We start from the raw sequence: 21499 nt of genomic DNA, 5'->3' as shown, positions 1-21499 counted from the left end.
TAATGGAACGAATTGCCCGGCGCAAACTCACCCTTTCGAATTCATCAGCCGTGGATACAAATCATTTCAAAAACCGCGTGTACAGCTCAGGAACCGCTGACGTATTTTCGGCCTCAATCAACGCCGCCCGATAATAAAAAGAGCGACCGGGAGCAACCATGAGCCGCACGCCGAACGACACGATTACCTGGGGCATGATGCTCCGCAAGCTGCCTTCCATTGCCAAAGCCATTCCTCGCGTGGTGAAGGGCATGAAAGTCGCCAACGTCAAGGACCCGACCCAACCGTGTGGCCTGGGCTGGTACTTCGAGCAAGCGACGTTGCGCAATCCCGATGGCCCGGCATTGCTGCAGAGTGAGAGGGCGCTGACGTATGTTCAGGTCAACCAGTGGGCGAACCGCATCGCCCATCATCTGATGACCCAAGGCATCCGCAAGGGCGATGGGGTGGCGATCTTTATCGAGAATCGCCCGGAACTGTTGGTGACGATTCTGGCGGTGGCCAAGGTCGGCGCGATCAGTGCCTTGCTCAATACCTCGCAAACCCGCGATACCCTGGCTCACAGCCTGAACCTGGTAGCGCCCGCGGCAATCATTGTCGGAGAAGAGCTGGTCCCGGCGTTTTTGGCGGTGCGCGAACGGGTGTCGATCGAGGCGGCGCGCACCTGGTTCGTCGCCGATCAAGACACCTTCACCCAACCGGGTATTGCGCCCGACGGGTTCATTAACCTGATGACGGCCAGTGCCGACGCTTTCAGCGACAATCCCGACAGCAGCCAACAGATTTTCTTCGACGACCCTTGTTTCTATATCTACACCTCGGGCACCACCGGCTTGCCCAAGGCCGGGGTGTTCAAGCACGGCCGCTGGATGCGCAGCTGCGCAAGCTTCGGGCTGATCGCATTGGATATGCGCCCGGAGGATGTCGTCTATTGCACCTTGCCGCTCTATCACGCCACCGGGCTGTGCGTGTGCTGGGGCTCGGCGATCAGTGGCGCCTCGGGCTTTGCCATTCGCCGCAAGTTCAGCGCCAGTCAGTTCTGGAACGATGTGCGCAAGTACCGCGCGACCACCCTCGGTTACGTCGGCGAATTGTGCCGCTACCTCGTGGATCAACCGCCCAGTGCCGGTGACAGCAAGCACAGCGTGACGAAGATGATTGGCAATGGCCTGCGCCCCGGCGCGTGGGGCGAGTTCAAGACGCGATTCGGGGTGAACCATATCTGTGAGCTGTACGCCGCCAGCGACGGCAATATCGGCTTCACCAACATCCTGAACTTTGATAACACCGTCGGTTTTTCCCTGATGTCATGGGAGTTGGCGGCCTACGACCACGACAGCGGCGCACCGATTCGGGATGCCAAGGGCTTCATGCGCAAGGTCGCCAAAGGCGAGAAAGGGCTGTTGCTGGCGAAGATCGACGACAAGGCCCCGCTCGACGGTTACACCGATCCGCAGAAGACCGAAAAGGTTGTGCTCCACGACGTGTTCGAGAAAGGCGACCGCTACTTCAATACCGGTGACCTGCTGCGCAACATCGGTTTTGGCCACGCTCAGTTTGTTGACCGTTTGGGTGACACCTACCGCTGGAAGGGCGAAAACGTCTCGACCACCGAAGTCGAGAACATCCTTCTGCAACACCCTACTATTTCCGAGGCCGTGGCCTACGGTGTGGAGATCCAGAACACCAACGGGCGTGCCGGGATGGCGGCGATTACGCCAGCCGAGTCCCTGGCGACCCTGGATTTCAGTGAGTTGCTGGCTTTCGCCCGTGAGCAATTGCCCGCTTATGCGGTGCCTTTGTTCCTGCGAGTCAAAGTGAAAATGGAGACCACCGGGACCTTCAAATACCAGAAGACTCGCCTCAAGGATGAAGCCTTCGACCCCGGCAAAACCGGCGACGATCCGATCTATGCCTGGTTACCGGGGACCCAGACTTATGTGCAGGTCACTCCGCAGTTGCTGGCGGATATTCACGGCGGCGCTTTTCGTTATTGAATGCAGCGCTATTGAATGTGGCTATGGCGGTCCATGAGAAAAAAGAAGTGACAGCCTCGGGGCTGCTCGGGAAACTGTCGGCTTTGCGAATAACAGAAAGTGGAGTCCCCAATGTCAGACCAAAGCCGCCAGATGACCCCCGAAGAAGCCGCTGAATTTGCCGAACAGGTATTCAACAAAGCGCGCGAGGGCGATGCGGCCATGATGGCTGCGCTGTTGACCAAGGGCCTGCCGCCGAACCTGCGCAACCACAAGGGCGACACCTTGCTGATGCTGGCGGCGTACCACGGCCATGTGGAGACAGTAAAAGTCCTGCTCGAACACAAGGCTGATCCGGAAATCCGCAACGACAACGGCCAGAGCCCGATTGCCGGAGCGGCGTTCAAGGGGGATCTGGCGGTGGTCAAAGCGCTGGTCGATGGTGGCGCGCAAGTGGAAGGCTCGTCCTTCGATGGCCGTACCGCGCTGATGATGGCGGCGATGTTCAATCGCGTCGAAATCGTCGACTACCTGATCAGCAAAGGCGCCGACCCGAAAGCCAAGGACGCCAATGGCGTATCGGCGCTGGATGCCGCTAAAACGATGGGCGCGGTGGACACCACGGCGCAGCTTGAGAAATTGCTTGGCTGATTTGCACCCTGTAGCAGCTGTCGAGCTTGCGAGGCTGCGTTCGGCTGCGCAGCAGTCGTAAAACCTGTATGTGCGGTTTCCCTGAAACACCGCATCGCCTGATTTCACGACTGCTGCGCAGCCGAACGCAGCCTCGCAAGCTCGACAGCTGCTACACACACGCCGTCAATACACCCAAACCTCAACCCGCCGATTCTTGATTCTCCCCTCGTCCGCGCTATTGGCCGCCACCGGCATCTCGGCGCCAAAACCACGAATCTCACGAAACACTACGCCGCTTTTAACCAGTTCCCGCCGCACCGCCATGGCGCGCAGTTTCGACAGCAGATCAGCCCGCGCCGGATCACTCTTGGCGTCGCCAAACCCCACCAGCGTCACCTGCCGATTGGTTTTCTCTCGCTGCTTTATATAGTCGAGGACCCGCGACAGGTCCTGCCGGGCCTTGTTGTCCAGCGTCGCACTGCCTTCTTCGAAACGGAAATTCACTGACAATCGCTGGGCGTGACGGCTGAGCGCCTGATAACCCTCCGGCATCAATGCATTCGGCGTGACAGTCATGGCCTGGACGGTCTGGGCGATAAAACCATTGGCCGCGACAATCGCCTGACCCTTGCTGCTTTGGGCGAACGCCACCAATGCGTCGGCCCAGGGATTCTTCCCATTGGGCGGCAGGTAAAAGAACAGCCGGCGGGACAACGGATAATCTTCCGTGGCAATCAGGCTGTTGAGCGGCAACATGGCTTGGGATTGGCCATCGGCAATCGCCACGGCTTTGGCTTGACGCACATAAGGCAGGCCGATGAAGCCAATGCCTTGTGGGTCGAGGCTGACCGCGTCGGACAATTGCTCGCTGGATTCGAAACGCTTCGCAGCGCTACTCAGCGTTTTCCCACGACGGCTGAGGACCAATTCCTTGAACGTGTCGTAGGTGCCCGATTGGTCATCGCGCGCATAGAGATGAATCGTCCCACCGTTGCCGCCGAGTTCTTCCCAGGTTTTTGCCTCGCCGCTGAAGATTCGCGCCAGTTGTTCGGTGTTCAGTTCACTCAACGGATTGTGCGGATGAAGGATGATCGCCAGGCCATCGATGGCGATGACCTGCTCGGCGCCGGGGCTTTTAAAGTCGCCCAAGGGTTTGAGGTCCATCCGTTCGCTGTCCTTGATCGGGCGCGAGGAGGCGGCAAGATCGGCAGTGGCGGTTTTCAGGGCGGTGAAACCGGTGCTGGAGCCGTGGGCCGCGACGTCCACCACGACCCGGCGGCCCTGAACGGTTTCGCCGACGACGCGCAGTTCGTTGGCTTTATCCGGGGCCTCGCGGTGAACCTTGAGCAGACCCTGTTCGCGCATCAATCCCTCAACCAGCGCCGGACCCAATGCCGCGCCGATGGTATTGGAGCCCTGGATGCGCAGCAGCGGGCCAGGCCCGGGCGTCGGCAAATCGCCAGCCGAAGCCGTCAGCGGCAGCCAGGCGCACAGCATCAACAGGAACAACACGCGCAGCGTCATGCCGGCACCTTATAAAGCCAAAGGGAGTGCCGGGAGAATAAGTCAGTACGATTTCTGAAAGATGACAGTCTTTAAATGTGGGAGCGGGCTTGCTCGCGAAGGAGGATTGTCATTCAACATTGATGTCGACTGGCACACCACATTCGCGAGCAAGCCCGCTCCCACATTTGATCTATGAAGGTCTTGGAGGATCAGCTCAATTCAAGCCAGATCGGCGCGTGATCCGATGGTTTTTCCATCCCGCGCAGGTCGTAATCCACACCGGCATCCTTCACACGTGGCAACAACCCGTGGGACGCCATGATCAAGTCAATCCGCAGCCCGCGCTTGGGCTCATCCTCAAAACCGCGGCTACGGTAGTCGAACCAGCTGAAGCGGTCGGTCACCTGCGGGTTCAAGTGACGGAAGCTGTCCACCAGGCCCCAGTTCTTCAAGCGGGCCATCCATTCGCGTTCTTCTGGCAGGAAGCTGCACTTGCCGGTTTTCAGCCAGCGCTTCATGTTGTCCGGGCCGATACCGATGTCGCAGTCTTGCGGGGAAATGTTCACGTCGCCCATCACCACCACCGGCTGATCGTTGCTGAACTGGCTTTCCAGCAGTTGCTGCAGATCGCTGTAAAAACGTTCCTTGGCCGGGAATTTGGTGGGGTGATCGCGGCTTTCGCCCTGTGGGAAATAGCCGTTCATGATGGTCACCGGCACGCCATTGGCGTCGGCGAAAGTGCCCCAGATAAAGCGGCGCTGCGCGTCTTCTTCATCGGTGGCGAAACCTTTGTGCAAGGCAATCGGTTCCTGACGCGAGAGCAGGGCGACGCCGTAGTGACCCTTTTGCCCGTGGAAATACACGTGATAACCCAGCGCCTGAACCTCGGCCAGCGGGAATTGGTCGTCGTGGACCTTGGTTTCCTGCAAGCCGATAACGTCAGGCTGATGTTTTTCGATCAGCGCCGCCAGCTGATGGGGGCGAGCGCGCAGCCCGTTGATGTTGAAGGAGACGATCTTCATGGTCGGCAGTCCTGGCAAAAGGGCGATGCTAGCTGACATGTCGGAAGGGGGCCAGTCCAGTCGATGAAGATCCAGCCTTGGTCTATACCTGTGGGGAACTGTATTACCACCCAAAGGCTCGTACCAATAAGAGCGCCGCCATTTTGAGCTGCACCCGGGGAGATCTACCGTTATGCCCGAAACCTCGACCGTCATCGCCGATATTCACATGCTCGACAACGGTTATTCCCGCGAAGCACGTTCGCTGTTGTACCAGGCTTACCGGCATGAGCCGACATTCGGCTACCTGTTCGAAGCGGAACGTCCCGGTTATGAACAGCGGGTCCGCGCCACCGTGCGCGAGCTGGTCAAACAACACTTTCTTCAGGACTTGCCGGCCATCGGCCTGCTGGTCAACGACCGGTTGATCGGCATCGCGCTGATCGCGCCACCGCAACGTCGCCTGGGCATCACCGAAAGTTGGGCCTGGCGTCTGCGCATGGTGCTCAGCACCGGGTTTCGCTGCACCCGTCGCTATCTCGAGTATCACGATGCCGTGATGGCTTGCGTGCCGTCCGACTCGGTGCACGTGCTGCCGTTGCTGGGGGTTCATCCGCAATTCCAGGGCAAACACTTCGGCGAACAATTGCTGCAAGCGGTGCACAACTGGTGCGCGGTGGATGAGCACTCCGAGGGCGTGATTCTCGATACCGGGAATCCTCGTTATCTGGACTTCTATAAGCGTCAGGGTTATGAGGAAATCGGTGAGGTCGCCGTAGGACCGGTTCGCGAGCACGTGTTTTTCCACGCCAACCCGCAGGTGTTACAAACAGCAACGGCATAAAGGTAGAACTTTCACGGCACACCAGGCTCTATCACGCCCCCAAGCTCGTGATAGCATCCGCGCCTATGAAGTTTCCAGGAAGAATTACCAGCGGCGTACTGATGCTGATCACCAGCTGCACGGCGCTGGCCCAAAGTGAATTGGATGTGCGGATCAAACCGTCCAACGATGAACTGAAAGCCAATATAGAGGGCTATATCGGCAGCCCCGGCGATCGTGATGAAGAAGCCTTGTTGCGCTTCAGTCGTGGCGCTGAAGAGCAGGCGCGCAAGGCCGCCCAGGCCTTGGGTTATTACCAGCCGCAGATCGACTCGCAAGTGAAGGGCGGCAAGACGCCTCGCCTGGTGCTGACTATTGATCCCGGCGAGCCTGTTCATTTGCGCAACGTCACTGTTCGCATCGACGGCCCGGCCGCCTCCCTCAAATCCTTTCGTGTACCCAAAAGCAATGCACTGAAGACCGGCGCAGTGCTCAACCATGGCCAATACGAAGACGCCAAACGCCTGATTCAAAACCAGGCTTCGCGCTACGGCTTTTTCAGCGGGCACTTCAGCAGCCAGAAATTATCGGTCGACCCGCGAGCCGGCGTTGCCGATATTGAGCTGGTCTACAACAGCGGCCCACGCTATTCACTGGGCAAGGTCAGTTTCGAGGGTGACACGCCGTTCGACGAAGACCTGCTGCAACGCATGGTGCCGTTCAAGGCCGGCGCACCTTATGACTCCGAACTGATCGCGGAACTCAATCAGGCGATGCAATCGAGCGGCTATTTCGAAAGTGTGCGGGTGGATGCGGCGCCGACGGCGTCGAAGAACGATGTGATCCCGGTAGACGTCAAACTCGAAACCCGCAAACCACGGACCATGGGCCTGGGGCTGGGCTATTCCACCGACGTCGGCCCACGGGTCAAGGCCAACTGGACACGGCACTGGGTCAATCCTCAGGGGCACAGCTATGGCTGGGAGACCGAAGTCTCGGCACCACGACAGAACGTCGGTGTGTTCTATGACATTCCCCTGGACCCGCCGCTGACCGACAAACTGCGGTTCGCCGGTGGCTATCAGAACGAAGAAATCGCCGACAAGGATTCCCTCAGCAAGCTGCTGACCGTCGGTCCCGAGTGGCACAGCAAGCTGCCCAGCGGTTGGCAGCGGGTGGTGTCGCTCAAGTGGCAGCGCGAAGAATACAGGCTCGGCGACGACTCGGGGCTCAGCACCTTGCTGATGCCCGGCGTGAGCTATTCCTACCTGAAAAGCGACAACCGCATCGACCCGCACAATGGTTACCGCTTGGAATTCGAGACCAAGGTGGCCAAGGAAGGCTTGGGTTCCGACACCAACCTGCTTTACGGCACCGCGTTGGTGAAAGGCCTGACCACGGTCTTCGACAAGCACCGCTTCCTCGGGCGGGTGCAGGTCGGCGGCAGCGCCACCAATGGCTACAAATCGGTGCCGCCGTCGTTGCGTTTCTTCGCTGGTGGCGATCAAAGCGTGCGCGGCTACGACTACCAGAGCCTGTCCCCGGAAAACTCCGAGGGCGACCGCATCGGTGGCCGCTACATGGTTGCCGGCAGCGTCGAGTATCAGTATTCCGTCGCCGAAAAATGGCGGGTCGCGACCTTCATCGACCAGGGCAATTCCTTCAATACCCTCGAACTGCCGGACCTCAAGACCGGTGTCGGTATCGGCGTGCGCTGGGTCTCGCCGGTGGGGCCGATACGCCTCGACCTGGCCCATGCGATGGACGACGACGGCGGCATTCGACTGCACTTTTCCATGGGGCCTGAGCTGTGAATCGTGGTTTGAAAATAACGCTGCTGGCGATTCTGGCGCTGCTGATGCTGGTCATCCTGGCGCTGGCCACGGTACTGGGAACTGCAGCGGGCAGTCGCTGGGCGCTAGGGTTTGTGCCAGGTTTGACCGTCGAGAATTTCCAGGGCCGTTTGGGCGGACAGTGGAGTGCGGATCATCTCTTGTGGCAGCAGGACAGCAGCCGGGTTGAACTGAACAAGGCGATTTTCGCCTGGTCGCCGTTGTGCCTGACGCGTATGACCCTGTGCATCGAGCAATTGAAAGCCGATCAGGTCAGCCTGCAATTCCCGCCCGGTACGGAAGCAGAAAGCAGCGGGCCGATCAGTCTTCCGGATCTGAAATTACCCTTGGCCATCGAGCTGGGCGATGTCCAGGTCGGCAGCCTGCTGTTCAACGGCAGTGAAGAACTCAAGGGTTTGCAACTGGCGGCGCACTGGACGGCCAACGGTTTGCAGATCGACTCCGTGCATTTGCAAAGGGATGATCTGAGCCTGAATCTTTCAGGCCTGCTACAACCCGGCGGCAACTGGCCGCTGACCGCCGAAGGCAAACTGACCTTGCCGGCGCCCGGCACCGAGCCTTGGACGCTGGCCCTGAAGGTCGACGGCGATCTGCTGAAAACCCTGAACCTGAAAGCCGACAGCAGCGGTTACCTGAACGGTCAACTGACCGGTGAACTGCAACCGCTGGTGGAAAACCTGCCGGCCAAGGTGCGGATCACCGCTGACGACTTCAAGCCCAGTGCCGATCTGCCGGACACCCTGCAACTCAATCAGCTTGAACTCAAAGGCGACGGCGACCTGAAAAACGGCTACCAGTTGCTCGGCAAAGCCACGCTGCCCGCAGAAGTCGGCCCGGTCGCGTTGTTGTTGCAAGGCAAGGTCGATGCCAACGGCGCTCAGATCGCCGGGTTGGACCTCACGGCCAATGACAAGCAAAGCCTCAAACTCACCGGAAACCTCGACTGGAGCAAAGGCCTGAGCGCCAACGCGAAAATCGACTGGCTGGATTTCCCGTGGCATCGCCTCTATCCGCTGATCGACGAGCCAGAAGTGGCATTGCGCAGCTTCAACGGTGAAGTCTCCTACACCGACGGCAAATACCTCGGGAGCTTCAAAGCCGCACTCGACGGCCCGGCCGGGGCGTTCAGCCTGACCAGCCCGTTCAGCGGCGACCTGACGAAAATCTACCTGCAACACATTCAGCTCGAAGCCGGGCAGGGCAAGGCCGAAGGGCACCTGAACCTGCAATTCGCCGAGGGCATTGCCTGGGACACCGCGCTGGACCTGTCGGCGATCAACCCGGCGTACTGGGTCGCGGAGTTGCCGGGCACGCTGGCCGGACCGTTGCGCAGCAAAGGCGAGATAAAGAATGAAAAACTCAGCCTGACCGCCGACCTCGATCTCAAAGGCAAACTGCGCGGCCAGCCGGCCGTTCTGCAAGCCAAAGCCGATGGCGGCGGCGAGCAATGGAACCTTAGTGCGCTACAGATTCGTCTGGGCGACAACAGCATCAATGGCAAAGGCAGTCTGCAACAGAAGCTCGCCGGCCAGATCGATATCAAGCTGCCGCGCCTGGCCCAGCTTTGGCCGCAACTGCGCGGTCAGCTCAATGGTCGCATCGATGTCGCCGGCACGCTCAAGGCGCCGCAAGGCAAGCTCGGGTTGCAAGGCACGCAACTGGTGTTCGAAGACAATCGCCTGCAAAGCTTGAATCTGGATGCCGCCCTCGACAGTGCGCAGCGCGCGAAAATCGACCTCAAGGGTAGTGGCATTCAGGCCGGTGAGACGTCACTGGGCACGCTGACCGCCAGCGGCCAGGGCGATATCAAAAACCAGAAACTCGCCCTCGACCTACAAGGACCAAAGCTGAAACTTGCGCTCGGCCTCGATGGCAATCTGGATAAAGGCAATTGGCGTGGGCGGCTGGCCAGCGGTGACATCCAGGCCGGCGGTCAGGACTGGAAGCTGCAAGGTCCGGCGAAGCTTGCGCGGCTGGCGGACGGCAAGGTCAATTTAGGCGCCCACTGCTGGACGTCCGGCCCGGCCAGCCTGTGCGGTGAGGATCAGCGCCTGATGCCTGAGCCGAAGCTGCGTTATCACCTCAAACAGTTCCCGATCGACAGCCTCGCGCAATGGTTGCCGAAAGATTTCGCCTGGAAGGGCCGGCTCAACGCCGACCTGCAACTGGACCTGCCGGCCAGCGGCCCGAACGGCCAGATCAGCGTCGATGCCAGCGGCGGCACGTTGCGCATAAAGGAGAAAGACCAGTGGCTGGACTTCCCGTACCAGACCCTGAAACTCAACAGCAAACTCACCCCCAAGCGCATCGACACGGACCTCAACTTTGTCGGCGGCAAGCTCGGTGAGCTCATGCTCCAGGCGCAGATCAATCCGTTGCCGAAGGACAAACCACTGACCGGCTCGTTCCGCTTGAGTGGTCTGGACCTGTCCGTGGCGCGGCCGTTTGTGCCGATGGTCGAGAAGCTGACCGGTCGTTTGAATGGCAGCGGCACGCTTGCAGGTACGCTGCTGGCGCCGCAGGTCAACGGCAATCTGCTGCTCAGCGACGGCGAGATTTCCGGGGCTGAACTGCCGATGGATATCGAAGCGCTGCAACTTAAAGCCGTGATTGCCGGCGAAACCGTGCAATTGAACGGCGGCTGGAAGAGCGGCAAGACAGGACAGGGCACCTTGAGCGGCAACATCGCCTGGGGTCAGGCGCTGGTGGTGGATCTGGCGCTCAAAGGCACGCAATTGCCCGTCGCTGTCGAGCCGTACGCCAAACTGGAAATGGCGCCGGACCTGAAGATCTCGATGAAGGACGACAAACTGGCGATTGCCGGCAAGGTGCTGGTGCCGAAAGGCGAGATCACCGTGCGTGAGCTGCCGCCGTCGACGGTCAAGGTGTCCGATGACACGGTGATCGTCGGCCAGCAGACCGAAGCGGGCAAACCGCCGATGGCCATGGCCATGGACATCGATGTGGTAGTCGGGCAGGACAAGCTCAGCTTTGCCGGGTTTGGCCTGACTGCCAACCTGCAAGGTCACGTGCACATCGGCGATAACATGGACACCCGCGGCGAACTCTGGCTCAACGATGGGCGATACCGTGCCTACGGTCAGCGATTGACGGTGCGCCGTGCGCGGCTGCTGTTTGCAGGTCCCATCGATCAGCCGTATCTGGACATCGAAGCGATTCGCCAGACCGACGACGTGATCGCCGGCATTCGCCTGAGCGGCAGCGCCGAGCAGCCGACGACACAGATCTTTTCCGAGCCCGCCATGAGCCAGGAGCAGGCGTTGTCCTATCTGGTGCTGGGGCGCCCGCTGGCCACCAGCGGTGAAGACAACAACATGCTCGCGCAGGCGGCGCTTGGATTGGGCTTGATGGGGAGTTCCGGCGTGACCAGCGGGTTGGCCAAGAACCTGGGCATTCAGGACTTCCAGCTCGACACCCAAGGCAGCGGCAACGCAACCAGCGTGGTGGCCAGCGGCAATATTTCCGAGAAGCTCAGCCTGCGTTATGGGGTTGGCGTGTTTGAGCCAGCCAACACCATCGCCTTGCGTTACAAGTTGAGCAAGAAGGTCTACCTCGAAGCCGCCGGCGGCGTGGCCAGTTCGCTGGACATCTTCTACAAGCGGGATTTCTAGACCCCGCATCCTTCAAATTCGAGTCGCGCCCTTCGATCCGAAGCAACTTTCCCGCGCCATTTATCAACTAAATAGCAAGCAACCTAACTATTGCGTTGACATTCGCTGCCTAGGCAGTAACATCTCGTCATACATTCTCTGCCTAGGCAGCTAATTGGTGGTCAGATGAAACATTTCACTCCAGACGAATTCCATACTTGCCATCTCGGCCTCCTGCTCGGGCGTGCTGCGCTGCTCAAGGACCGGATCATCGACACGCACATGGAACCCCACGGCATCACCGCCGCGCAGTTCAAAGTGTTGATCATCATGGCCCAGTTCGGCGTTGATACCCCGGCTGAGCTGTGCCGTCACCTGTCGCTGGACAGCGGTTCGATGACCCGCATGCTCGATCGTCTAGAACAGAAAGGTTTCCTCGCCCGCCAACGTTCCGAGGCGGACCGCCGTCAGGTTCAGTTGGTATTGACCGAGCAAGGCCAGCAGTTGACTGACCGCCTGCCGGAGATCGGCGCCGACGCCATGAATGAGCTGGCAGGCGCGATCACCCCTGAAGAATTGAAAACCCTGGAACAGATCCTGAAGAAAATTTTGGTGGCAGCCGGTGACTCGATCACCCTGCTGCGGGTAGGTGACAAATGAGCAGCAAAACCCTGCGTGCCGGACTGAGCCTGGTGCTGTTGGCCATGACCCTGGCCGGTTGCGCCAGTTACAGTGGCCTGACCACCGAAGGCGTCAGCCTCGATGCGAAAAACCTCAAGGCCGGGCAATCGCTCAATGGCGTGACCCTCTCGCCCGCGGCTTGGCCGAAAAGTGACTGGTGGAAAAGCCTCGGTGACCCTCAGCTCGACGGCTTGATCCGCGAAGCCCTGCACGACAGCCCCGACATGCAAATTGCCGATGCCCGCGCCCACCAAGCGAGCGCCGCCGCTTACGCCGCCGACGCTGCGCGGATGCCAACCCTCGATGCCAGCGCTGGCGTCAGCCGTTCGCGTCTGGCTCGCGATCAGGACCCGAGCGGGCAGGGTGGGACTTATTCCACCGTGCGCAACATCGGCGCCAGTTTCAATTACAACTTCGATCTCTGGGGCGGTCAGCGTGATGCCTGGGAAGCCGCACTGGGTCAGGCCCGTGCTGCCGAAGTTGATCAACAAGCCGCTCAGCTGACCTTGTCCGCCGACGTGGCTCGCGCCTACAGCGATCTGGGTCAGGCGCACATCGTCTATGACCTGGCCAGTGAAGACCTCAAGCGCACCAAACAAATGCTCGACCTGAGCCAGCGTCGCCTGAGTTCCGGAATCGACAGTCAGTACCAGTTCCAGCAGACCGAAAGCCTGGAAGCCAGCTCCGAAGCGAGCTTGATCGACGCCGAGAAACGCCTGCAAAGCGCGAAAATCGCGCTGGCCGTATTGCTCGGTAAAGGCCCGGATCGCGGCAATGAAATCGCCCGGCCGAAAATCCTTCAGGCCAGCGCCGTCGCGTTGCCTTCGGTGCTGCCAGCCGAGTTGCTGGGTCGTCGTCCCGACCTGGTGGCCGCCCGTTGGCGGGTTGAGGCGGCGAGCAAAAACATCGACGCCGGAAAAACCCAGTTCTACCCCAACCTCAACCTGAGCGCTGCGGCCGGTGCCGAGTCGTTGCTGGGCGACGCGATGTTCGGTTCGGCCAGTCGCTTCTTCAATATTGCGCCGACGATCTCGGTGCCGATTTTCGACGGCGGCCGCCTGCGCGCCGACCTCGATTCCCGCGACGCCGACTACGACCTCGCCGTGGCGCAATACAACAAAAGCCTGGTGAAAGCGCTGGGCGATGTCAGCGACACCATCAACCAGTTGCGCGACATCGGCCGGCAGATCGGGGCTCAGCAGCACGCCACCGACATTGCCCAGGATTCCTACAACACCGTGGTCCAGCGTTACGGTTCCGGCATCGGAAATTACCTGGACGTGCTCAGCATCGAGCAGCAATTGCTCCAGGCCCAGCGTCAACTGGCCAACCTGAATGCCGAGCAGATCGACCTGTCGATCCAACTGATGCAGGCGCTGGGCGGCGGCTTCCAGGGCGAAACCCTGACCGCAGCCAACGCAACCTCAGCCACGCAGCACAACTAATTCAAGGTACTTGTCATGGCCACTGCCGAAACGACAACACAAACCCCTGACAACGCTCAAGACACCAGCAACCCGCGCAAGCGCAAAATCATGCTGGTAGTGTTGGCGATCGTGGTGATCCTCGGCGGTGTCGGCGTCTGGGGTTATCACGAATTCTACGGGCGCTGGAACGAAAGCACCGACGACGCCTATGTGAACGGCAACGTGGTGGAAATCACTCCTTTGGTCACCAGCACCGTGGTCAGCATCGGTGCCGACGATGGCGACCTGGTTCACGAAGGTCAGGTGCTGATCAACTTCGACCCGAACGACGCCGAAGTCGGTCTGCAAAGTGCCCAAGCCAATCTGGCCCGCACCGTGCGTCAGGTTCGCGGCTTGTACAGCAACGTCGACGGCATGAAAGCCCAAGTCAACGCCCAGCAGGCTGAAGTGCAAAAAGCTCAGGACAACTTCAATCGCCGGAAAAACCTCGCCGCTGGCGGGGCGATTTCCCAGGAAGAGCTGTCCCACGCTCGCGATGACCTGACCTCGGCACAAAACGCCCTGGCCAACGCCAAACAGCAACTGAAAACCACCAGTGCGCTGGTCGATGACACCGTTGTGTCGTCGCACCCGGACGTGATGTCTGCCGCCGCGCAATTGCGTCAGGCTTACTTGAACAACTCCCGCAGCACCTTGATCGCGCCGGTCACCGGTTACGTGGCCAAGCGCTCCGTACAACTGGGCCAGCGCGTCCAGCCGGGTACTGCACTGATGGCGGTCATTCCGCTGGATCAGCTGTGGATCGATGCCAACTTCAAGGAAACCCAACTGCGTGACATGCGCATCGGTCAACCGGTGGACATCGAAGCCGACCTTTACGGCAGCGACGTGAAGTTCAGCGGCACCATCGACAGCCTCGGCGCCGGTACCGGCAGCGCGTTTGCCCTGCTGCCGGCGCAGAACGCCACCGGTAACTGGATCAAGATCGTGCAGCGTGTGCCAGTGCGGATTCACATCAACGCCGAAGAACTGGCCAAGCACCCGTTGCGGGTGGGCCTGTCTACTCAAGTTGATGTGAACCTGCGTGACCAGAGCGGGCCGGTGCTGGCGCAACAGCCGCCGCAAAAGGCTTCGTTCAGCACCAACGTCTATGACCGTCAGTTGGTCGAGGCCGACGCGATGATCGCTCAATTGATCCACGACAACAGCGCTGCGGTCAGCAAAACCGTTCAACGCTGATTCGCCAATCCCTCAGCGGCGCTCGTTAAAGGGCGCCGCGCCAGTCCAGTTTCAAAGGATTCGCGATGAGCAATAACGCGTCTTTCACGCCGCCAAGCCTGGTGCTCAGCACCATCGGCCTGTCGCTGGCGACCTTCATGCAGGTGCTCGACACCACCATCGCCAACGTGGCGCTGCCGACGATTTCCGGCAACCTCGGCGTAAGTTCGGAGCAGGGTACCTGGGTCATTACCTCGTTCGCGGTGAGTAACGCCATCGCGCTGCCACTGACCGGTTGGCTCAGTCGGCGGTTCGGTGAGGTGAAGCTGTTTCTCTGGGCGACAGTCCTGTTCGTGCTGGCCTCGTTTCTCTGCGGTATCTCGACGTCGATGCCCGAACTGATCGGCTTCCGTGTGCTGCAAGGTCTGGTGGCCGGTCCCCTTTATCCAATGACCCAGACGCTGCTGATCGCCATCTATCCGCCGGCCAGGCGCGGCATGGCCCTGGCGTTGCTGGCGATGGTCACGGTGGTCGCACCGATTGCAGGTCCCATCCTCGGCGGCTGGATCACCGACAGTTACAGCTGGCCGTGGATTTTCTTCATCAACGTGCCGATCGGGATTTTTGCGGTGATGGTGGTGCGTTCGCAGCTCAAGGCGCGGCCGGTGGAAACCAGTTACCAGCCGATGGATTACGTCGGTCTGATCACGCTGATCATTGGCGTCGGTGCCTTGCAGGTGATCCTCGACAAGGGCAACGACCTGGACTGGTTCGAGTCGAACTTCATCCTCATTGGCGCGGCCATTTCAGTGATTGCGCTCGCGGTGTTCGTGATTTGGGAAATGACCGACAAACACCCGGTGGTCAACCTGCGGTTGTTCGCTTATCGCAACTTCCGCATTGGCACCATTGTGTTGGTGCTGGGTTACGCCGGGTTCTTCGGGATCAATCTGATCCTGCCGCAATGGCTGCAAACCCAGATGGGCTACACGGCGACTTGGGCGGGGCTGGCGGTGGCGCCGATCGGGATTCTGCCGGTGCTGATGTCGCCGTTTGTCGGCAAGTATGCGCACAAGTTCGACCTGCGACTGCTGGCCGGGCTGGCGTTTCTGGCGATCGGGTTGAGTTGCTTCATGCGCGCCGGATTTACCAATGAAGTGGACTTCCAGCACATCGCGCTGGTGCAGTTGTTCATGGGCATTGGTGTGGCGCTGTTCTTCATGCCTACCTTGAGCATTTTGATGTCGGACCTGCCGCCGAGCCAGATCGCCGACGGTGCGGGCCTGGCAACGTTCCTGCGGACCTTGGGCGGTAGTTTTGCGGCATCGCTGACGACGTGGATCTGGATTCGCCGGGCGGATCAGCATCATGCCTATATGAGCGAAAGCATCAGCACTTATGAACCTGCGACCCGCGAGGCACTGAATGCGCTAGGCGGGCCGAGCAACCCGGCGTATGCGCAGCTGGATCATGTGCTGACCAGTCAGGCGTACATGCTGTCGACCGTGGATTACTTCACGTTGCTGGGGTGGGGGTTTATGGGGTTGATCCTGCTGGTGTGGCTGGCGAAACCGCCGTTTGCGGCGAAGGCGGGGCCTGCTGCCAGCGGCCATTGATTTAGCGGCGTCTGTTGAAAAGATCGCAGCCTTCGGCAGCTACAGGGTTTTGTGTACACCTGTAGGAGCTGCCGAAGGCTGCGATCTTTTGATCTTAAGAAGCTGCAAAGTCAAACGGCGCCAGCGCAAACCCATTCTCATCCACCTGCAACGCCCACCCCTGACGATCCCAATCCCCCAGCACAATCCGCTTGGCCGCCTGTTCGCCAATCTGCAATTTGTGAATGGCCGGGCGATGGGTATGCCCATGGATCAAGGTCTTCACGCCAGAGGCCTGCATGATCCGCGGCACTTCTTCCGGCGTGACGTCAACAATGTCATTGGCCTTCATCCGCGTCTGCGCACGGCTTTCACTGCGCAGCTTGCGCGCCAGTTTATGGCGAGTCCGCAAGGGCAGGTGCCGCAGGATGAACAAGGTAATGGGATTGCGCAGGTAGCGACGCAGCTTCATATAGCCGACGTCGCGGGTGCAGAGGCTGTCGCCGTGCATCAACAGCACCGGTTCACCGTAAAACTGCACGACACTCGGGTCTTTCAATAACGTACAGCCGGCCTGTTTACAGAAGGCCTGGCCGAGCATGAAGTCGCGATTGCCGTGCATCAGAAAAATGGCCGTGCCGCTGTCGCTGAGTTCGCGCAGGGCCTGGCAGATGGAACGCTGAAAGGGCGTCATGGCATCGTCGCCAATCCACGCCTCGAAAAAGTCGCCCAGAATGTAAAACGCACTCGCCGAGCGGGCGCGTCCGGCGAGCAAATCCAGAAACGCCCGGGTAATGTCCGGGCGCTCCTCTTCCAGATGTAAGTCTGAAATCAGCAGTATCACTCAATGATCTCGGCTTTCTCGATGATCACGTCTTCTGCAGGTACGTCCTGGTGGCCGGATTTCATGGTGGTGGAAACACCTTTGATCTTGTCGACCACGTCGGTGCCGGAAACGACTTTGGCGAATACCGCGTAGCCCCAGCCCTGAGTGGTCTTGGCGCTGTGGTTCAGGAAGCTGTTGTCAGCCACGTTGATGAAGAACTGGGCGGAAGCCGAATGCGGTTCCATGGTGCGAGCCATGGCCACGGTGTACTTCTCGTTCGGCAGGCCGTTGTCGGCTTCGTTCTGGATGCTTGGGCGCTTGTCTTTCTTTTCTTTCATGCCTGGCTCGAAACCGCCGCCCTGGATCATGAAGTTACCGATGACGCGGTGGAAAACCGTGTTTTCGTAGTGACCGGCTTTGACGTACTCGATGAAGTTGGCAACGGTCAGCGGTGCCTTTTCAGCGTTGAGTTCCAGGACGATGTCGCCATGGTTGGTGGTCAGTTTGACTTGGGTCATGATCGGTACTCTTTATATGAATTCGTGGGTTTCGGGGCTTTGCAGCCCTCAACCGGTCCGGCCATTTTTGGCCAAGATGCGCAGTTTAGCGTGCCGGGCGCGAATTTCGAGGCTGTTTTTCATTTGCATCCGATTAAATGCAGCCGTTTTTTAGCCTGCTCTGTCTGCGACTTGACGGCATCGGCTATGATAAGCCCCTTTGATTTAACAGCCGCTTTGATTTGGCCAACTGGCCGCGCACTTGTACGTTCAAGGATCCTATGAGCAAGCCCACTGTCGACCCTACCTCGAATTCCAAGACCGGCCCTGCCGTGCCGGTCAATTTCCTGCGCCCGATCATCCAGGCGGACCTGGACTCGGGTAAGCACACGCAGATCGTCACCCGTTTCCCGCCTGAGCCCAACGGCTACCTGCACATCGGTCACGCCAAGTCGATCTGCGTGAACTTCGGCCTGGCCCAGGAATTTGGCGGCGTCACGCACCTGCGTTTCGACGACACCAACCCGGCCAAGGAAGACCAGGAATACATCGACGCGATCGAAAGCGACGTCAAATGGCTGGGCTTCGAATGGTCCGGTGAAGTGCGCTATGCCTCGCAATATTTCGACCAGTTGCACGACTGGGCCGTTGAACTGATCAAGGCCGGCAAGGCCTATGTCGATGACCTGAGCCCGGAACAGGCCAAGGAATACCGTGGCAGCCTGACCGAGCCGGGCAAGAACAGCCCGTTCCGCGACCGCTCCGTGGAAGAAAACCTCGACTGGTTCGCCCGCATGAAGGCCGGCGAGTTCAAGGACGGCGCACGTGTGCTGCGGGCCAAGATCGACATGGCCTCGCCGAACATGAACCTGCGCGACCCGATCATGTATCGCATCCGTCACGCTCACCACCACCAGACCGGCGACAAGTGGTGCATCTACCCGAACTACGACTTCACCCACGGTCAGTCGGACGCCATCGAAGGCATCACCCACTCGATCTGCACCCTGGAGTTCGAAAGCCACCGTCCGCTGTACGAGTGGTTCCTCGAGAACCTGCCCGTGCCGGCGCAACCGCGTCAGTACGAGTTCAGCCGTCTGAACCTGAACTACACGATCACCAGCAAGCGCAAGCTCAAGCAACTGGTCGATGAAAAGCACGTTCTCGGTTGGGACGATCCGCGCATGTCCACGCTGTCCGGCTTCCGCCGCCGAGGCTACACGCCGAAATCGATCCGCAACTTCTGCGACATGGTCGGCACCAACCGTTCCGACGGCGTGGTCGACTTCGGCATGCTCGAATTCAGCATCCGTGACGACCTCGACCACAGCGCCCCGCGTGCCATGTGCGTGCTGCGCCCGCTGAAAGTCGTGATCACCAACTACCCGGAAGACCAGGTCGAGAACCTCGAACTGGCGTGCCACCCGAAAGAAGACATGGGCGTGCGCGTTCTGCCGTTCGCCCGTGAGATCTACATCGACCGTGAAGACTTCATGGAAGAGCCGCCAAAAGGCTACAAACGCCTTGAGCCTGCTGGCGAAGTGCGTCTGCGCGGCAGCTACGTGATCCGTGCCGACGAAGCGATCAAGGACGCCGATGGCAACATCGTCGAACTGCGTTGCTCCTACGACCCGGAAACACTCGGCAAGAACCCTGAAGGCCGCAAGGTCAAAGGCGTCGTGCACTGGGTGCCGGCTGCTGCCAGCGTCGAGTGCGAAGTGCGTCTGTACGACCGCCTGTTCCGTTCGGCCAACCCTGAGAAAGCCGAAGACAGCGCCAGTTTCCTGGACAACATCAACCCTGACTCCCTGCAAGTCCTCACCGGTTGTCGTGCTGAACCCTCGCTGGGCAATGCACAGCCGGAAGACCGTTTCCAGTTCGAGCGCGAAGGTTACTTCTGCGCGGATATCAAGGACTCGAAGCCCGGTCATCCGGTGTTCAACCGTACCGTGACCTTGCGTGATTCGTGGGGCCAGTGATTCAAGGGATTTAACGTGCTTACGATCTACAACACGCTCACCAAGAGCAAAGAAGTTTTCAAACCGCTGGATGGCAACAATGTGCGCATGTACGTCTGCGGGATGACCGTGTACGACTACTGCCACATTGGCCACGGCCGCAGCATGGTTGCGTTCGACCTGGTGACCCGCTGGTTGCGGTTCAGCGGTTACAACCTGACCTACGTGCGCAACATCACCGACATCGAAGACAAGATCATCAATCGGGCCAAGGAGAACGGCGAGCCGTTCGACGTGCTGACCGAGCGCATGATCACCGCGATGCACGAGGACGAAGCGCGCCTCAACATCCTCAAGCCGGACATGGAACCGCGGGCCACCGATCACATCGCTGGCATGCAGACCATGATCCAGACCCTGATCGACAAGGGTTACGCCTACGCACCGGGCAATGGCGACGTGTACTACCGCGTCGCCAAGTTCATGGGTTACGGCAAGCTGTCGCGCAAGAAGATCGAAGACCTGCGCATCGGCGCGCGGATCGAAGTCGACGAGTCGAAACAGGACCCGCTGGACTTCGTGCTGTGGAAAGGCGCCAAGCCGGGTGAACCGAGCTGGCCATCGCCGTGGGGCGACGGGCGTCCGGGCTGGCACATCGAGTGCTCGGTGATGTCCACCTGCTGCCTCGGCGAGACGTTCGACATTCATGGCGGCGGCAGCGACCTTGAGTTCCCGCACCACGAAAACGAAATCGCCCAGAGCGAAGCGGCCACCGGCAAGACCTACGCCAACGCGTGGATGCATTGCGGCATGATTCGCATCAATGGCGAGAAGATGTCCAAGTCCTTGAACAACTTCTTCACCATTCGCGACGTGCTGGAAAAGTACCACCCGGAAGTGGTGCGTTACTTGCTGGTGTCGAGCCACTACCGCAGCGCGATCAACTACTCGGAAGACAACCTCAAGGACGCCAAAGGCGCACTCGAGCGTTTCTACCACGCGTTGAAAGGCCTGCCGAGTGTGGCGCCGGCCGGTGGCGAAGCGTTCGTCGAGCGCTTCACCCAAGTGATGAACGACGACTTCGGTACGCCGGAAGCCTGCGCGGTGCTGTTCGAGATGGTGCGTGAGATCAACCGCCTGCGCGAGAGCGATCTCAATGCAGCGGCGGCTCTGGCGGCGCGCTTGAAAGAACTGGCCAGCGTGCTGGGTGTGTTGCAGCTTGAGGCTGATGACTTCTTGCAGGCCGGTGCCGAAGGGCGGGTTGATGCGGCTGAGGTTGATGCGCTGATCGCTGCGCGTCTGGCGGCTCGTGCCGGTAAAGACTGGGCAGAATCGGACCGCATCCGCGACCAGCTCACCGCGATTGGCGTGGTGCTGGAAGACGGGAAGGGCGGCACGACTTGGCGTCTGGCTGACTGATTGCTGTGTTTGCTGCAAAACAAAACCCGCCTTGTGCGGGTTTTTGTTTGTTTGGGAGGGGCGTCTGGCAGGGGATAATGTTGCGGGTAAAAGTTCTGATGAAGGCCGAGCACGATGGTCCAGATAATGATGCATGACTCATAAGATAAGGATATGTTTTTTTTGAGCCTCTTCGGTAGATTTCTGATTTTAGGGTGGCGAGAAAATTGTTTTTGTTGGTGTTGAATGAAACGGGTTACGTTTTTTTAGGATGCTATCGAGAGTTAGGATTTGATTAGTATTTCAATAGGTGTAAGTGTTTTGTTTGAATTTAGAGTTTTATTTGCTGTTGTCGTTGTGTTAAAAAACTCAAGCAACTAATCATTTAAGATGTTCAGACTGTTTAGAGAATAATAATTATCCTTGGTCTTGGAGGTTTCAGTATTTTTGAAGTTTTGTTGGTGTAAGTTTATTCCGTATAAAAAATACGGTAAAT

15 protein-coding genes are annotated in these 21499 nt (G+C 59.5%); 11 read left to right on the top strand and 4 right to left on the bottom strand.

The features are described 5' to 3' along the window. Positions 1–158: 158 nt before the first annotated feature. Positions 159–1997, top strand: a complete 1839-nt coding sequence (locus tag ACYZTX_RS20655; RefSeq protein ID WP_462035634.1) for a long-chain-acyl-CoA synthetase — start codon at positions 159–161, stop codon at positions 1995–1997. Between the two features lie 111 nt (positions 1998–2108). After that, positions 2109–2627 (top strand): ankyrin repeat domain-containing protein, encoded by a 519-nt coding sequence (locus tag ACYZTX_RS20650; protein ID WP_007944465.1) that lies wholly within the window; start codon positions 2109–2111, stop codon positions 2625–2627. 165 nt (positions 2628–2792) lie between these two features. Here the strand turns inward: ACYZTX_RS20650 and ACYZTX_RS20645 are convergent, their stop codons facing one another. Both ACYZTX_RS20645 and xthA read right to left on the bottom strand, forming a co-directional pair. Next, on the bottom strand, positions 2793–4133 hold the full coding sequence (locus ACYZTX_RS20645) for a substrate-binding domain-containing protein (protein WP_462035633.1): 1341 nt from the start codon (positions 4131–4133) through the stop codon (positions 2793–2795). 191 nt (positions 4134–4324) lie between these two features. Then, a complete protein-coding gene (gene xthA / locus ACYZTX_RS20640; protein WP_461970093.1) occupies positions 4325–5137 on the bottom strand; it encodes an exodeoxyribonuclease III in 813 nt (270 codons plus the stop codon). A 172-nt stretch (positions 5138–5309) separates the two neighbouring features. Here xthA and ACYZTX_RS20635 point away from each other — a divergent pair, with 172 nt between their 5' ends. The 7 genes from ACYZTX_RS20635 (at position 5310) to ACYZTX_RS20605 (ending at position 16345) form a co-directional block, all read left to right on the top strand. Next, positions 5310–5960, top strand: coding sequence for a GNAT family N-acetyltransferase (locus ACYZTX_RS20635; protein WP_449644651.1), 651 nt, complete (start codon positions 5310–5312; stop codon positions 5958–5960). Between the two features lie 65 nt (positions 5961–6025). Then, complete coding sequence (locus tag ACYZTX_RS20630; protein ID WP_462035632.1) at positions 6026–7753, top strand: autotransporter assembly complex protein TamA; 1728 nt, start codon at positions 6026–6028, stop codon at positions 7751–7753. Beyond that, positions 7750–11424 carry a translocation/assembly module TamB domain-containing protein gene (locus tag ACYZTX_RS20625; protein ID WP_462035631.1) on the top strand — a complete coding sequence of 1225 codons (3675 nt, stop codon included), beginning with the start codon at positions 7750–7752 and terminating at the stop codon, positions 11422–11424. Before ACYZTX_RS20630 ends, ACYZTX_RS20625 begins: the two co-directional genes overlap by 4 nt. Positions 11425–11589: 165 nt before the next feature. Beyond that, positions 11590–12063, top strand: coding sequence for a MarR family winged helix-turn-helix transcriptional regulator (locus tag ACYZTX_RS20620; protein ID WP_033057114.1), 474 nt, complete (start codon positions 11590–11592; stop codon positions 12061–12063). Beyond that, positions 12060–13529: an efflux transporter outer membrane subunit gene (locus tag ACYZTX_RS20615; RefSeq protein WP_462035630.1), complete on the top strand. Its 1470-nt coding sequence runs from the start codon at positions 12060–12062 to the stop codon at positions 13527–13529. Before ACYZTX_RS20620 ends, ACYZTX_RS20615 begins: the two co-directional genes overlap by 4 nt. A gap of 15 nt (positions 13530–13544) precedes the next feature. Further along, positions 13545–14750 (top strand): HlyD family secretion protein, encoded by a 1206-nt coding sequence (locus ACYZTX_RS20610; RefSeq protein ID WP_462035629.1) that lies wholly within the window; start codon positions 13545–13547, stop codon positions 14748–14750. Between the two features lie 65 nt (positions 14751–14815). Further along, on the top strand, positions 14816–16345 hold the full coding sequence (locus ACYZTX_RS20605; protein ID WP_462035628.1) for a DHA2 family efflux MFS transporter permease subunit: 1530 nt from the start codon (positions 14816–14818) through the stop codon (positions 16343–16345). 94 nt (positions 16346–16439) lie between these two features. Here ACYZTX_RS20605 and lpxH read toward each other — a convergent pair whose 3' ends face one another. Next, positions 16440–17168: a UDP-2,3-diacylglucosamine diphosphatase gene (lpxH, locus tag ACYZTX_RS20600; protein ID WP_462035627.1), complete on the bottom strand. Its 729-nt coding sequence runs from the start codon at positions 17166–17168 to the stop codon at positions 16440–16442. Beyond that, positions 17165–17668, bottom strand: coding sequence for a peptidylprolyl isomerase (locus ACYZTX_RS20595; protein ID WP_462035626.1), 504 nt, complete (start codon positions 17666–17668; stop codon positions 17165–17167). Before ACYZTX_RS20595 ends, lpxH begins: the two co-directional genes overlap by 4 nt. Positions 17669–17928: 260 nt before the next feature. On the opposite strand from ACYZTX_RS20595, the gene ACYZTX_RS20590 reads away from it, so the two are divergent. Both ACYZTX_RS20590 and cysS read left to right on the top strand, forming a co-directional pair. Continuing rightward, positions 17929–19626, top strand: a complete 1698-nt coding sequence (locus ACYZTX_RS20590) for a glutamine--tRNA ligase/YqeY domain fusion protein (RefSeq protein WP_462035625.1) — start codon at positions 17929–17931, stop codon at positions 19624–19626. 15 nt (positions 19627–19641) lie between these two features. Then, complete coding sequence (gene cysS, locus ACYZTX_RS20585; protein ID WP_462035624.1) at positions 19642–21024, top strand: cysteine--tRNA ligase; 1383 nt, start codon at positions 19642–19644, stop codon at positions 21022–21024. The last annotated feature ends 475 nt before the right edge of the window (positions 21025–21499 follow it).

The organism is Pseudomonas sp. MDT1-17, assembly GCF_054898105.1.
This window is presented reverse-complemented; position numbering and strand designations above follow the sequence as displayed.

Bases quoted from the DNA above. Each gene is read 5' to 3' on its own strand.
- ACYZTX_RS20655 (WP_462035634.1), top strand. From the start codon at position 159: ATGAGCCGCACGCCGAACGACACGATTACCTGGGGCATGATGCTCCGC.
- ACYZTX_RS20650 (WP_007944465.1), top strand. From the start codon at position 2,109: ATGTCAGACCAAAGCCGCCAGATGACCCCCGAAGAAGCCGCTGAATTT.
- ACYZTX_RS20645 (WP_462035633.1), bottom strand. From the start codon at position 4,133: ATGACGCTGCGCGTGTTGTTCCTGTTGATGCTGTGCGCCTGGCTGCCG.
- xthA (WP_461970093.1), bottom strand. From the start codon at position 5,137: ATGAAGATCGTCTCCTTCAACATCAACGGGCTGCGCGCTCGCCCCCAT.
- ACYZTX_RS20635 (WP_449644651.1), top strand. From the start codon at position 5,310: ATGCCCGAAACCTCGACCGTCATCGCCGATATTCACATGCTCGACAAC.
- ACYZTX_RS20630 (WP_462035632.1), top strand. From the start codon at position 6,026: ATGAAGTTTCCAGGAAGAATTACCAGCGGCGTACTGATGCTGATCACC.
- ACYZTX_RS20620 (WP_033057114.1), top strand. From the start codon at position 11,590: ATGAAACATTTCACTCCAGACGAATTCCATACTTGCCATCTCGGCCTC.
- ACYZTX_RS20615 (WP_462035630.1), top strand. From the start codon at position 12,060: ATGAGCAGCAAAACCCTGCGTGCCGGACTGAGCCTGGTGCTGTTGGCC.
- ACYZTX_RS20610 (WP_462035629.1), top strand. From the start codon at position 13,545: ATGGCCACTGCCGAAACGACAACACAAACCCCTGACAACGCTCAAGAC.
- ACYZTX_RS20605 (WP_462035628.1), top strand. From the start codon at position 14,816: ATGAGCAATAACGCGTCTTTCACGCCGCCAAGCCTGGTGCTCAGCACC.
- ACYZTX_RS20595 (WP_462035626.1), bottom strand. From the start codon at position 17,668: ATGACCCAAGTCAAACTGACCACCAACCATGGCGACATCGTCCTGGAA.
- ACYZTX_RS20590 (WP_462035625.1), top strand. From the start codon at position 17,929: ATGAGCAAGCCCACTGTCGACCCTACCTCGAATTCCAAGACCGGCCCT.